This window comes from Microbacterium sp. Leaf151 (genome assembly GCF_001424225.1).
Classification (GTDB): domain Bacteria; phylum Actinomycetota; class Actinomycetes; order Actinomycetales; family Microbacteriaceae; genus Microbacterium.
In genome coordinates this window covers 305,855-318,884 of sequence record NZ_LMOR01000001.1, presented here as the reverse complement: position 1 = coordinate 318,884, position 13,030 = coordinate 305,855, and the positions used below count along the sequence as shown (strand labels likewise).

Here is a 13,030-nt window from a genome sequence, read left to right as displayed (position 1 = left end):
ACCGCGCCCAAGCGACACTTTTCGACCCCTCACGCAGGGGCGCCCGGAAGAATGGATGCCATGACCGATCTCAACGACCAGTGGTTCGCCCGCGCCAAGGACGTCATCCCGGGCGGCGTGAACTCGCCCGTGCGCGCGTACGGCTCGGTGGGCGGAACGCCGCGGTTCATACAGTCGGCATCCGGGCCCCGCATCACGGATGCCGCGGGCCGCGAGTACGTCGACCTGGTCGCGTCGTGGGGTCCGGCACTCCTCGGCCACGCGCACCCCGAGGTGGTCGGGGCCGTGCAGTCCGCGGCATCCCGTGGTCTGTCGTTCGGCGCCCCGACCGGGGCCGAGGTGGAGTTGGCCGACCTCATCGCGCACCGCGTGCAGGTGGGCGAGCTCAAGCCGATCGAGAAGGTGCGCCTGGTCTCGACCGGCACCGAGGCGACGATGACGGCGATCCGCCTCGCGCGCGGTGTGACGGGCCGCGACCTGCTCATCAAGTTCGCCGGGCACTACCACGGCCACTCCGACGGGCTGCTGGCCGCCGCGGGCTCCGGCGTCGCGACCCTGGCCCTGCCCGGCTCGGCGGGTGTGCCCGCGCCGATCGCCGCGCAGACGCTGGTGCTGCCCTACAACGACCTCGACGCCGTGCGCGAGGTGTTCGCGGTGCACGGCGAGAACATCGCCGCGATCATCGTCGAGGCGGCCTCGGCCAACATGGGGGTCGTACCGCCGCTGCCGGGCTTCAACGCCGATCTCGCCGACATCGCGCACAGCCACGGTGCGCTGCTCATCGTGGACGAGGTGCTGACCGGCTTCCGCGTGCACCCGGCCGGTTTCTGGGGCCTCCAGGCGACGCAGGGCGAGCGGTACCTGCCCGACATTCTCACCTACGGCAAGGTCGTCGGCGGAGGGATGCCGCTGGCCGCCCTCGCCGGCCGCGCCGAGATCATGGACCACCTCGCGCCCCTCGGCCCGGTGTACCAGGCCGGAACCCTGTCAGGGAACCCGCTGTCGGTCGCCGCGGGCCTGGCGACTCTCCGCCTCGCGACGCCCGAGGTGTACGCCGCGGTCGACGCGGCGGCCGGTCGGGTCGCCGATGCGCTCGACGCGGCGCTGACGGCGGAGGGAGTGGTGCACGTCGTGCCGCGCGCCGGGTCGCTGTTCGGCGTCGCCTTCCTGCCCGAGGTCCCCCTCGACTACGCGACCGCGCTGACGCAGCAGTCGTACCGGTACGCCGCGTTCTTCCACGCGATGCTGGATGCCGGAGTCTCGCTGCCCCCGAGCGTCTTCGAGGCGTGGTTCCTCACCGCGGCCCACGACGAGATCGCGCTCGAGCAGGTGATCTCGGCGCTGCCGGGGGCGGCCAAGGCCGCGGCGGAGGCGTTGGATCCGACGCTGCTCGCGCAGTAGGGGTCGCTCGGGCGCATCTCATCCGCCGGGGTGACGCACATCGTCCTCGCGGTCGATGTGGGTGCGAGCGCTCCCGTCGAGGCTGGACGCATGACCGACAACCGTCCGATCCCCGTGTCCGCCTCTCGCACCGTGTCCGGGGTTGTGACGCGGATCGCCGCCCTCCGGCCGACCTCGATGACACCTCGGCGTCATCGCGCGACCTGGCAGCCGCGCCGACGGCGTGCGGCGTGACGCCGCGCGTCTGTCTCTCACGCCGGCGCCCGGATGCGTTGCACGGCTCGGCTGTGCGAAATTCCGGAAGATGAGCGGACCGGTGACAACCGCCCCGCGGAATTGCGCGGCCGGCGGCGGGACCGTCGTCCGGATCTCCGACGCTGCGCGCACGCCGTGCGCCATCGCATCCCGCGCGATCGCGCACGGCGCGGTGGAAGACTGGACGGATGCATATTCGTCAGCCCCGCGTCGTCGTGCTCGCCGGAGGAGTCGGGGGGTCGAAGTTCACGCTCGGCGTGCGCGCGGCCCTTCGTCGGCTCGGCGCGCCCGAGGCCACCGTCGTGGTCAACACCGGTGACGATCTCTGGCTCTCCGGCGTGCGTCTGCAGCCCGACGTCGACTCGATCACCTACGCGTTGGCGGGGCAGAACGACACCGTGCGCGGATGGGGACGCGCGGGCGACACCGAGCGTGTCAACGAAGAGCTCCAGGCGTGGGGCGCCGGCTGGCCCTGGTTCACCCTGGGCGACCTCGACCTCGGCACGCACCTGGCGCGCACCGGGTGGCTGCGCGAGGGTCTCACCCCGAGTCACGTGCTCGCCCGTATGGCGGAGCGGTGGCCGCTCGGCATCCGTCTGCTGCCCATGACCGACAGCGAGGTCGACACGCACGTGCTCCTGGAGGACGGCGGTCGCCTGCACTTCCAGGAGTGGTGGACCCGTCACCGCGCGAAGCTCACGCCCCGCGCGTTCGAGAACCCCGGGATCACGGATGCCGTCCCCGCGCCCGGAGTCACGGATGCGATCGCTGCGGCCGACGTGGTGCTGCTGGCCCCGTCGAACCCCGTCGTGTCGATCGGTCCGATCCTCGCGGTGCCGGGTGTGCGCGAGGCCCTGCGCGAAACCGCGGCGCGGGTGGTGGGCGTGTCGCCGATCATCGGTGGGCGGGTCGTGCGCGGGATGGCGGACGTCTGCCTGACGGCGATCGGGGTGGAGACGTCTGCCGCGGCGGTGGCGCAGCATTACGGGGCGCGGTCGGCGGACGGCGTGCTCGACGCGTGGCTGCTGGCCGAGGAGGACGCGGCCGCCGCGGCGGAGGTCGAGGCCGCGGGGATCCGTGCCGTCGTGCGACCGCTGTGGATGAGCGACGAAGACGCTTCGGCTGCGATCGCTGAGGCGGCGCTCGAGGCGTGAGGCGGGCCGCCCGTCCGGGCGGCGGCGGGGTGAGGGGCGGTGACCACGCTTCGGCTGCGATCGCTGAGGCGGCGCTCGAGGCGTGAGGCGGGCCGCCCGTCCGGGCGGCGTCGGGGTGAGGAGCCTCGGCCATCATCGCCACGGCGGTGCCGCGGCCCGAGGGGCGGTAACCACGCCGGGGATGTGCGCCGGCTCGTCGGACTGAGCGATGTGCGGCGGGATTGGGCGAAGCGCACGGCCGATTCCGTTCATCACGCGGCGGGCGGAACGCGCGCGCGATGCCGGGGGACTAGGCCGCCGCGGCCGCCAGGACCGCCGAGGTGTGCGCACCCACGCCGAGCGTCACGGCCTGAGACAGCTGCGCGGCGGTGTCGACGTCGCGACGCAGCGTCGAGTCGCGCTCGACGGCGAGGTCGGTGCAGCCGAGCAGGCGGTGGCGGGCCGCGGAGTCCTCGCCGAAGGCCGAAACCCACACCGCCCCGGCGCGGGCGGTGACGAGCGTGGAGCCGGTGGTCTCGGCATCCGGAACCAAACCCCGCTCGACGGATGCCGCGAGCTCGAGCGCGAAGTCGAGGTCGGCGGCGCGCAGAGCGGGCAGGTCGCCGAGCAGGGCGGCGCGTGCGGTGCTCTGGCCGGCAACGGCGGCGCCGAGCGCGATGGCGGCGTCGAGGCCGCGGATGTCGCCCTCGGGGATCACCTCGACGATGCGCGATCTGCGGAACTCGGTACGGACGCCCTCGTCGTCGGTGACGACGATGACCCGGGACACCAGATCGGCGGCCGCCGCGGCGGCGATGGTGTCGTGGGCGATGGCGCGCGCGAGCGCCTCTCGGTCGGTGCCGACGTCGGTCAGACGCGACTTGCCGACGGCGGCGGGTTTCACCGGGACGATGATCGTCCAGCCGGAGGTGTCAGGAATGCTCATCGCGTCCATTGTGCGCCGAACCCCCGACGTTCACGGGCGCGGGCGCGTCTGAGATCGTGAATCAGTGACCGGCGAGGTGATCCGCGATCGCCGAGATGACCCGCGTCTGCGATGAATTACGGGTCATCTCGGGAAGCGCGCGTCATCCCGCCGTCGGCGGTGCCCCCGTGTCAGCTGAAGCGCTTGCGCAGGCGCGGCAGGATCTCCTCGCCGTACATCGTCAAGAACTGCTTCTGGTCGTGCCCGGGGTCGTGGAACACCAGGTGGCGGAAGCCGAGGTCGACGTAGCGCGCGATGCGCTCCACGTGCTCGTCGGGGTCGGTCGACACGATGAACCGGGACGCCGCGCGCTCGATCGGCAGTTCGTTCGCGAGCCGCTGCATCTCGAGGGGGTCGTGCACGCTCATCTTCTCTTCGGCGCTGAGGGCGAGCGGGGCCCAGAAGCGCGTCTTCTCGAGCGCGGTGTCGTGGTCGGGGTGGTACGAGACCTTGACCTCCATGAGCGTGTCGACGTCGTCGCGCGTGCGCCCGGCCTTCGACAGCCCGTCGTCGAGGGCCGGGAGGAGCTTGCCGGTGTACAGCTCGGCATCCTTACCGCTCGTGGTGATGTACCCCTCGGCGATGCGGCCGGCCAGGCGCGTGGCCGCGGGACCGGAGGCGCCGATGTAGATGGGCACCTTCTGTTCGGGGCGGTCGTAGATCGTGGCGTCCTTCACCGAGTAGTACGTGCCCTCGTAGGTGACCCGCTCGCCCGCCCACAGTTCATTGATGATCGTGATCGCCTCTTTGAGGCGCTGGAAGCGTTCGGGCGGGTCGGGCCATTCCAGCCCGAGGGTGACCTCGTTGAGGGCCTCGCCGGTGCCGACGCCGAGGACGACGCGACCCGGGTACATCACGCCGAGGGTGGCGAAGACCTGAGCGACGACACCCGGGTGGTAGCGGAAGGTGGGGGTGAGCACGCTCGTGCCGATGATGACGCGCTCGGTACGTGCACCCAGGGCGCCGAGCCAGGGCAGGGCGTTGGGGGCGTGGCCGCCGTCGTGCATCCACGGCTGCAGGTGGTCGGAGAGGAAGACGGAGTCGAAGCCCACCTGCTCCGCCATCACACCGAAGTCGAGCAGTTCGTTGGGGCCGAACTGCTCGCTCGAGGCCTTGTAACCGAATCTCAGCGGAACGCTCATGACTGTGTCTCCTAGGCGTGCGGATGGGTGGGGGTGGACTCTATGACGGGGGTGTGGACGGGCTCGAACTCCGACCCGTCGGTTCCGGCCAGGCGCTCACGGAACGCTTGCACCGTCCCCGGCCAGAGCAGAGTGAGCCGGCCCGAGCGGTCGTCGACGTACCAGTTGCGGCATCCGCCGGTCAGCCAGGGGGTGGATGCCGCGGCGGCGGCGATCTCGTCGGTATAGGCCGCCTCGGCTTCGGGGCGTACGCGCAGGACGGGCTCGGGGCGGCGGTCGCGCTCGCAGAGAGCGCGTACGACGTAGGCCGCCTGCTCCTCGGCCATGAGGACGGCCGAGTTGTGACCCAGGCTGGCGTTCGGGCCGTTCAACACGAAGAGGTTGGGGAAGCCCGCGACCACCGTCGAACCGAACGAGGTCATGCCCTCGGACCAGTGCTCCGCGAGCGTGACCTCCTCGCCCCGCACGAGGTCGGCGTAGGGCTGCTGGGCCGACGCGAAGCCCGTGGCCAGCACGAGCACGTCGGCCTCGTAGCGCTCACCCCTCGCGGCCGTCAGCATCGGGCCGTCGACGGCGGCGAGGGCTGTGGGTTCGAGGGTCACGGCATCCGAGGCCACGGCGGGGTAGAACGCGTCGGAGAGCAGCACGCGCTTGCATCCGAAGGCGTAATCGGGGGTGAGGACGGCACGCAGCGCCGGGTCGGCGACCTGGGCGTGCAGGTGGTCGAGCGCGGTGGCGCGGGCGGCGGCGGACGCCGCGGCGTCGCCCGAGCGCGAGGCATAGCGCTGCTCGCCTTCGGCGTAGAGGTCGGCGCGCAGGCGCGCCAGGTCGCCGGGGTGAGCGTCGAGGTGATCCCGATCGACGTCGGCGATATCGCCGCCCCCGCGGGGCACGATCCACGCCGGTGTGCGCTGGAACAGCGTCACCCGGGCGCCGCGACGGGCGAGCTCGGGCACCAGCTGTACGGCGCTCGCGCCCGTACCGACGACCGCGACGCGCGTGCCGGTGAGGTCGACGCTGTGATCCCACCGTGCGGTGTGGAAGATCGGGCCGTCGAAGGATTCGAGTCCGGGGATGCCGGGGACGTGCGGCTCGGTGAGGCGGCCGCACGCCAGCACGAGGGAGCGGGCCACGACGGGTTCGGCGCCCGTGTCGAGGCGCCAGACCGAGCCTGCGGCATCCCATTGCGCGCCGAGAAGGGGGGTGCGAAGGCGCAACCGGTCGCCGAGGCCCTCGCGGGCGGCGACGCCCCGCAGGTACGTCTGTATCTCCTGGCCCGGCGCGAACGTGCGCGACCAGCCGGCGTGGGGGTGGGCGGCGAGGCTGTAGAGGTGCGCGGGCACGTCGCACGCCACACCGGGATAGGTGTTGTCGCGCCACGTGCCGCCGACGTCATCGGCGCGTTCGAGCACGACGATGTCGTCGCGTCCCGCTCGGCGCAGGGCTCCGGCCATGGCGAGTCCGGCGAAGCCGGCGCCGACGATCGCGACGTCGACGACCCTCACGGCCGCGGCCCGTCGGCGGGGAGCGGGTAACGGGTGCCCCCGCTCGTGACGAGGTACGGGGCGGAGGGATCGGGCAGAGCCGTGGCCACCTGATAGTCGGTCGTGCGCAGACGGAACGGCCGCATGAGGCTCCGCGCGATGCGTTCGGCCGCGGCGACCGGCAGTTCGAGCCCCTGCTCGATGCCCGCGTCGGGCAGGACCTGGCCGTCGTAGAGGGTGCCGCCGAGGTCGTCGCCTCCCGAGCGCAGCAGCACGGCCGACGTCTCGGCGCCCACGCGGGTCCACGGGATCTGGACGTGCGGGATGCTGCCCGACAGCAGCAGCCTCGACACCGCGACCATCGCCCGATGCTCGTCGATCGGCGCGCGGCCCGCGACGAGCGGCACGTCGCCGCCGGGCAGGGGGATCGGGACGAACTCGGCGAAGCCGCGGGTCTCGTCCTGGATCGCGCGCAGACGCCGCAGGTGCGCGATGCGTTCTTCGGCCGTCTCGACGTGGCCGTAGAAGATCACCGAGGTCGAGCGGAAACCGGCGCGATGCGCCGCCGAGATGGTCTCGACCCAGTGATCGATCTCGAGGTCACCCGGCGCGACGAGCGCGCGCACCCGCTCGCTGAGGACTTTGACACCCGTGCCGGGGACGGTGTCGACGCCCGCCTCGCGCATCGCCGTGAGGGCACCGTCGAGCCCGAGGCCGCCCCGGTCGGCGAGATCGCGCACGTCGAGCGGACGGTAGGCGTGCACGTGGATGCCGGGAGCCCCGCGCTTCACGGCCCGCACGATGTCGAGGTACCCGGCGGGGTCTTCGTCGTTGCGGAGCGCACCCTGCACGCAGACCTCGGTCGCGCCGAGGTCGGCGGCATCCGCGGCGATGGCGGTGGCGTCGTCGAGGTCGAACTCGCCCGGGCCGGTGCGTCCGGTGCGGCGGAAGCCCGTCGAGGTGAGGTTTCGGTTCTGCACGAGCGTGATCGGCTCGCCGACGGTGTAGCGCCGCGCGTCGTCGGCGACGGCCGTCAGCTCGTCGAGCTCTGCGCCGGTCGCGTGCAGCAGACGCACCCAGTCGCTGTCGTCGAGGGCGAGGGGACCGGATGCCGCGCGCTCGGCGAGCCGGCGGACGCCCGGGTCGGCGCCGGGCCGCGCAGCCCCGGCGTCGGCGTGGGTGGCGGAGGGCAGCGCCGCGGCGGGGGCGGCGCCGGGAGCGGAGGAGATTACGGCAGCGGAGGATGCGGCCGGGGCGATGCGTCCTCCCGCGGCGGATTCTCCTCCCGTCGAGGGAGTCACGGACGTCGCGGAGGTCGCAGAGGTCTCGGAGGTGACGGCGACGGGGTCCGGATCGGCGCCGGGCCGCTGGCCAGCGGCCGCGGCGGAATCGCCCGAATCGGCGTCGGTGCCGGGGGCGGAGGGGATTCCGGCAGCGGAGGATGAGGCCGGGGCGGTGCGTCCTCCCGCGGCGGATTCTCCTCCCGTCGCGGCCGTCGCGGAGGCCGCGGGAGCCAAGGGAGTCGCGAAGGTCGCGGCCGCTCCCGTCGCGGGTACCGCGGGCACGACCGCGCCGACCGGCTTCACGTCGGCCGCGAGACCCGTGGCATCCGCCAATGCCCGCAGGGGCGCGTGAAGCGTCTGGTCGATCCAGCGGTCGGCATCGCGGACGAACTCGGGGTGGGCGGTGAGGCGTTCGCGCAGCAGGTAGCCGCGCGCGGACGTGTGCGCGGCGAGGTCGTCGATCTGCGGCCAGGGGCGCTCGGGATTGACGTGGTCGGCGGTGAGCGGCGACACCCCTCCCCAGTCGTCGGCGCCGGCCTCGATGAGCAGGCCGAGCTCGCGCGGATCGGAGAGATTCGGCGGCACCTGGATGCGCATGTCGGGGCCGAACACGAGCCGCGCGACGGCGACCGCCGCGAGGTAGTCGTGCATGTCGGCATCCGGTGCGCCCTGCATGGCCGTACGGGGCTTCGCGCGGAAGTTCTGCACGATCACCTCTTGCACGTGCCCGTGGCGGTCGTCGAGCTCGCGCAGCGCGACGAGCGATTCGGCGCGGTCGCGCACGGTCTCGCCGATCCCCACCAGGATGCCGGTGGTGAACGGGATGCCGGCGGCCCCGGCGTCGTCGATGACTTGCAGGCGCAGCGCGGGGTCTTTGTCAGGAGAGCCGAAGTGCACCTGGCCGGGCTCTTCGTACAGGCGCCGCGAGGTGGTCTCGAGCATCATGCCCATCGACGGCGAGACGGGGCGCAGCGTTTGCAGTTCGTCGGGATGCATCACGCCGGGGTTAGCGTGCACGAGCATGCCGGTCTCGGCGGTGACGAGACGGGCGATGTGGGCCACGTAGTCGATGGTCGAGGCGAAGCCGTGGGCGTCGAGCCAGGCGCGTGCCTCGGGCCACCGCTCCTCGGGGCGGTCGCCGAGGGTGAGCAGCGCCTCTTTGCAGCCGAGGGCCTGCCCCTGGCGCACCACCGTGAGCACCTGCTCGGGGCTCATGTAGGCGGGTTTGCGCAGGAGGTTGAGCTGGCCGGGCGTGTCGACGAACACGCAGTAGTGGCACCGGTCGCGGCACAGGGTCGTGAGAGGGACGAACACCTTGCGCGAATAGGTGATGACGCCGGGTCGGCCGGCGCGGGCGAGTCCCTCATCTCGGAGAGCGGATGCCGCGGGCAGCAGTGCCTCGAGGGGCGCGTACAGCAGTGCCTCGGTCTCATCGGCGTCGGGGCGGTGACCCGCCGCGACGCGCGCCAGGAGGTCGCCCATCGAGGTGCCTCGGGCCGATGCGACTCGCGGCGCAGCGCTGCCCGTACTCATCGCTCCAGGCTATCCCCCGCCCCCGACATCGGGGCCGGGTACCGCGGCGGCGCGGTCCGGTCGGAACGCTGGCTCATGATGCCCGCGCGATCTCCGCGTGGCCGCCCCGCGCAATGACCGTGGACAGACACGAATGTTGCCGCTAACATCACCGCACGGGCACCCCCCACCTCCGCCGACTCGGTCGGCGTCGACGAGCACATCGCTCGACGGGGTGCACGATCACCCGAGCAAAGGAGCCGGACCACGTGAGTACCCGACGACGCCTCGCCTTCCTGACCGCGCTCGCGGTCGGAGCGGCGACCTTCGCGACCGCCCAGCCCGCAGTCGCCGCCGCCCCCGCCGACGGCCTCGTCGCCGCCTACGACTTCCGTCAGCCCTCCGGCGCGACGGTCCCCAACACCGCGACGGGGTCGTCACTCGGGCCCGCGACCGTCCGCAACGTGCAGAGCGCCGACTGGACCGCGAGCGGCCTGACCATGCGCGGCGGGGCCAAGACCTCGACGGGGAACTGGGTCGAACTGCCCGACGACATCCTGGCGGGTGACCGATCGGCGACGGTCGTCGCCGAGGTCAAGGCGTCGCAGGCCATGCTGAACTCGTTCCACTTCCTGTGGAACGTGGGCAACGAGTCGGCCGCGACCGAGTACTTCTTCGCCTCCCTCAACTGCGGCTCCGGTCGGACGCCGCTTCTCGGTGTGAAATCGGCCGGGGTCGAGCGGCTCGTGGGAGCGTCGTCCTGCGGCGTCACCGCGAATCAGTGGGTCAACGTCGCCTCCGTCGTCGACGGTGCCACGGGGCGCGCGTCGCTCTACCTCGACGGCGTCCGCGTCGCCGACGCCGCGATCGATCGCACCCCCGCTGACGTGCGCGACCAGTCACTGAACACCATCGGCCGCGCCCCCTGGCCCGACCCGCTCTTCCAGGGAGCGATCTCGGCCTTCCGCGTCTACGACCGCGCACTGTCGGCGACCGAGGTCGCGGCGACGGCTCAGACCGACGCCGAGACCCACGTGACCGAACTGCGGGCGCAGGCTCAGGCGATCCTCGACGCACTCGCGCTGAAGGACATCTCGACCTCGACCGACATCGACCTGCCGACCTCCGGCGGACGCGTGACCTGGACCTCGAGCAACCCCGCGCTCGTGGCGCCCGATGGAACGGTCAGCGCTCCCGTCGCCGGTCAGCCGGGCGGCACCGCGCAGCTGACGGCGACCGCCGCCGTCCGCGGGGTGACGGCGACCCGGACCATCACCGTGACCGTGACCGCCTCGACCGAGACCGCCGCACAGCGCGCGGCCCGTCTCGCGGGGCGGTTCGTGATCCCCAGCGTCCTCGAATCGGGTTCGACGCTTCCCGCCGCCCCGGAGGGGACGACGGTCGCCGTCAGCTCGACCGACGGCGGTGTCGTCGTGACCGACGGCGTCGTGTCGGGTGCCGACGGATCGATCACCGTGCGCGTGACCGACACCGCGACCGGCGCGACCGCCGAGCGCACCTTCGCCGTCACGGTGCTCCCGGCCGACTCGACCGAGCAACTGCTCGCCTACAACCGCGTGCCCACGCTGGTCACCGAGGCGAACAACGCCGATGTGGCGCTCAGCATGCACCTCGCCGTCGGCGAGGACGACGCCTGGCGTCCGCTCAACGAGAACTACGGCATCTTCTTCCCCAAGACCGCCGTCCCCGTGCCGGCGAACGGTCCGCGTGACGGCGACATCCGGAGCCTGCGCGACCCGCACCTGTTCACCCTCGAAGACGGTGGCTACGGCGTCGTCGCCACCCGCACGGCGCGAGGCGGCGGTGCCGACGGGACGCAGACCTCGAGCGTGCTCTTCGCCCGCAGCGCCGACCTGCGCAGCTACGACGAGGTGGGCATGGTCGACCTCGGCGTGACGTCGGGCGTCAACGACCCCGCAGCCGTCTACGACTCCGCCGCGGACCGCTACGTGGTCTCGTGGACATCGGACGCGGGAGCCGCGATGTACACCTCGTTCGCCGACCTCGGCGACGTCTCCACCCGCGGCGAGGTGCGCCGCGGCGAGGTCGCCGCGACCGCCGGCATCGACGAGGCCGAGGTGGCGAACTTCGACTCGGGCAACACCGTCCCGGTCGACGCCGACACCCTGGCCGGCCTCGAGGTGCGCTTCGGACGCGTCGTCAACACCGGTGTCACCGCCCCGGCGCGGGTCGAGATCGCGCAGGGGGCGACCCTCGACGCGGCAGCCCTCGCCAAGCGCGTCGACCTGTCGTACTCGGACGGCTCGAAGGCCACCCGCCCGGTGACCTGGGATGCCGCATCCATCGGCGCGGTCGACACCTCGAAGCCCGGTACCTACGAGGTCACCGGCACGGTCAAGCAGCCGGAGTACGCGACGCCGTTCGCCGACGAGCGCGCCGACCCCTCGGTGTTCCGTTACGACCTGAACGGACAGCAGAAGTTCCTCATGATCGCGACCGAGGACATCTACGGCGGCAACATCGACCCGCAGGGCGGTGCGCACATGCCGATCCGCATCGCGAACTCGATCGAGGACCTGTCCGACGAGGCGATCCGCGCCGGACGCAACGTCGAGATCGACCTGCTGCGTCGCGGTGACACCGACGCCGAGGGCCGGGCGATGACCGGGTGCTTCTGGGCTCCGGAGTACCACGTCATCGGCGGCAAGCTCTCGATCCTGTTCATGCCCTGCTACGACGGCGCGAACGGTCGGCCCGACATGTTCACCGGCCAGGCCAGCATCATCCAGCTCAAGAAGGACGCGCAGGGGCGCGACCTCGATCCCGCGGTGCCGGCCAACTGGACGAAGGCGCAGAAGGTGCTGCGGGCAGGCGGCGGCATCTTGAACCCCGTCCAGACGATCTCGCTCGACATGACCTACGTCGAGGACTCGGGTCAGTCGTACTACGTGTGGCAGCAGCTCGGCGCTCTGTTCATCGCCAAGATGGACCCGGCCAACCCGACCCGTCTGACCTCGGAGCCGGTGCGCATCCTCGCCCCCGAGTACGCCTGGGACAACGTCATCGCCGAGGGACCGAACGTCTACGCGCGCGACGGCAAGCTGTACCTGATCTACTCCGGATCGACCGTCGGCGACACCTATACGACCGGGCTCGCCCTGGCCACGGCCGGGAAGAACGTCGATCTGACCTCGCCGAGCGCGTGGAGCAAGCTCAACTACCCGATCCAGAAGTCGGGCGTCTTCAACGGCTCCTGGCAGCTCGGCACGGGCCACGGCATGTGGTCGCAGGACGAGGATGACAACCTGCTGTACGTCTTCCACGCCCGCACCGACAACAACAACCTCAGCGGTCGGGACATGTTCGTGCGCCGGGTGCACTTCGCCGCGGACGGCCTGCCGATCTTCGACATGGAGAGCGCCGAAGAGGTCGCGCCCGACAACCGTCGCGTCACGGCCACGGTCGTCGTCACCGCGCCGGCGGGCCTCGAGGTCACCGGAGCCGTGAGCTCCCGCTGCATCTCGGGCAAGGTCACCCAGACCGTCACGGTGCGAAACGCCGAGGGCTTCCCGGTGACGATGACGGCGAAGGGTCCGTACGGAACGAAGGCGTTCGGCTCCCTCGCCGCGGGCAAGAGCTCGTCGGCCGCCTTCACCACCCGTCTGGGGTCGATCCCCGCCGGAACGGTGACGGTGGATGCCACCGCGACGGTGAACGGCAAGGCTGTCACCGACACGGTCTCGCTGCCGTTCGCCGCCGCGAGCTGCGGCTGACCACACGGCTGATCGCCCACGACGAAGCCGCGTCCGGACCTTCCCCGGGCGCGGCTTCGTCTTTCGGTGGTGTCAGAACT

The 13,030-nt window shown here is 72.0% G+C and carries 7 protein-coding genes; 3 read left to right on the top strand and 4 right to left on the bottom strand.

What is annotated here, in order from left to right:
• Positions 1-60: 60 nt before the first annotated feature.
• A complete protein-coding gene (hemL, locus tag ASF76_RS01310; RefSeq protein WP_055951788.1) occupies positions 61-1,401 on the top strand; it encodes a glutamate-1-semialdehyde 2,1-aminomutase in 1,341 nt (446 codons plus the stop codon).
• A 443-nt stretch (positions 1,402-1,844) separates the two neighbouring features.
• Positions 1,845-2,810: a 2-phospho-L-lactate transferase gene (cofD, locus tag ASF76_RS01305; RefSeq protein ID WP_055951785.1), complete on the top strand. Its 966-nt coding sequence runs from the start codon at positions 1,845-1,847 to the stop codon at positions 2,808-2,810.
• A 289-nt stretch (positions 2,811-3,099) separates the two neighbouring features.
• Here the strand turns inward: cofD and cofC are convergent, their stop codons facing one another.
• The 4 genes from cofC to cofG form a co-directional block, all read right to left on the bottom strand.
• A complete protein-coding gene (gene cofC / locus ASF76_RS01300; RefSeq protein ID WP_055951782.1) occupies positions 3,100-3,735 on the bottom strand; it encodes a 2-phospho-L-lactate guanylyltransferase in 636 nt (211 codons plus the stop codon).
• A gap of 170 nt (positions 3,736-3,905) precedes the next feature.
• The gene (gene fgd / locus ASF76_RS01295; protein WP_055951779.1) at positions 3,906-4,916 is read right to left on the bottom strand and encodes a glucose-6-phosphate dehydrogenase (coenzyme-F420); all 1,011 of its coding nucleotides are present in this window, start codon (positions 4,914-4,916) and stop codon (positions 3,906-3,908) included.
• A gap of 11 nt (positions 4,917-4,927) precedes the next feature.
• On the bottom strand, positions 4,928-6,421 hold the full coding sequence (locus ASF76_RS01290) for a flavin-containing monooxygenase (RefSeq protein WP_156459076.1): 1,494 nt from the start codon (positions 6,419-6,421) through the stop codon (positions 4,928-4,930).
• On the bottom strand, positions 6,418-9,216 hold the full coding sequence (gene cofG / locus ASF76_RS01285) for a 7,8-didemethyl-8-hydroxy-5-deazariboflavin synthase CofG (protein WP_082484786.1): 2,799 nt from the start codon (positions 9,214-9,216) through the stop codon (positions 6,418-6,420). The genes ASF76_RS01290 and cofG overlap by 4 nt, the downstream gene beginning before the upstream one ends.
• A 248-nt stretch (positions 9,217-9,464) precedes the next feature.
• Here cofG and ASF76_RS16560 point away from each other — a divergent pair, with 248 nt between their 5' ends.
• Complete coding sequence (locus ASF76_RS16560) at positions 9,465-12,950, top strand: family 43 glycosylhydrolase (protein WP_082484785.1); 3,486 nt, start codon at positions 9,465-9,467, stop codon at positions 12,948-12,950.
• Positions 12,951-13,030: the final 80 nt, after the last annotated feature.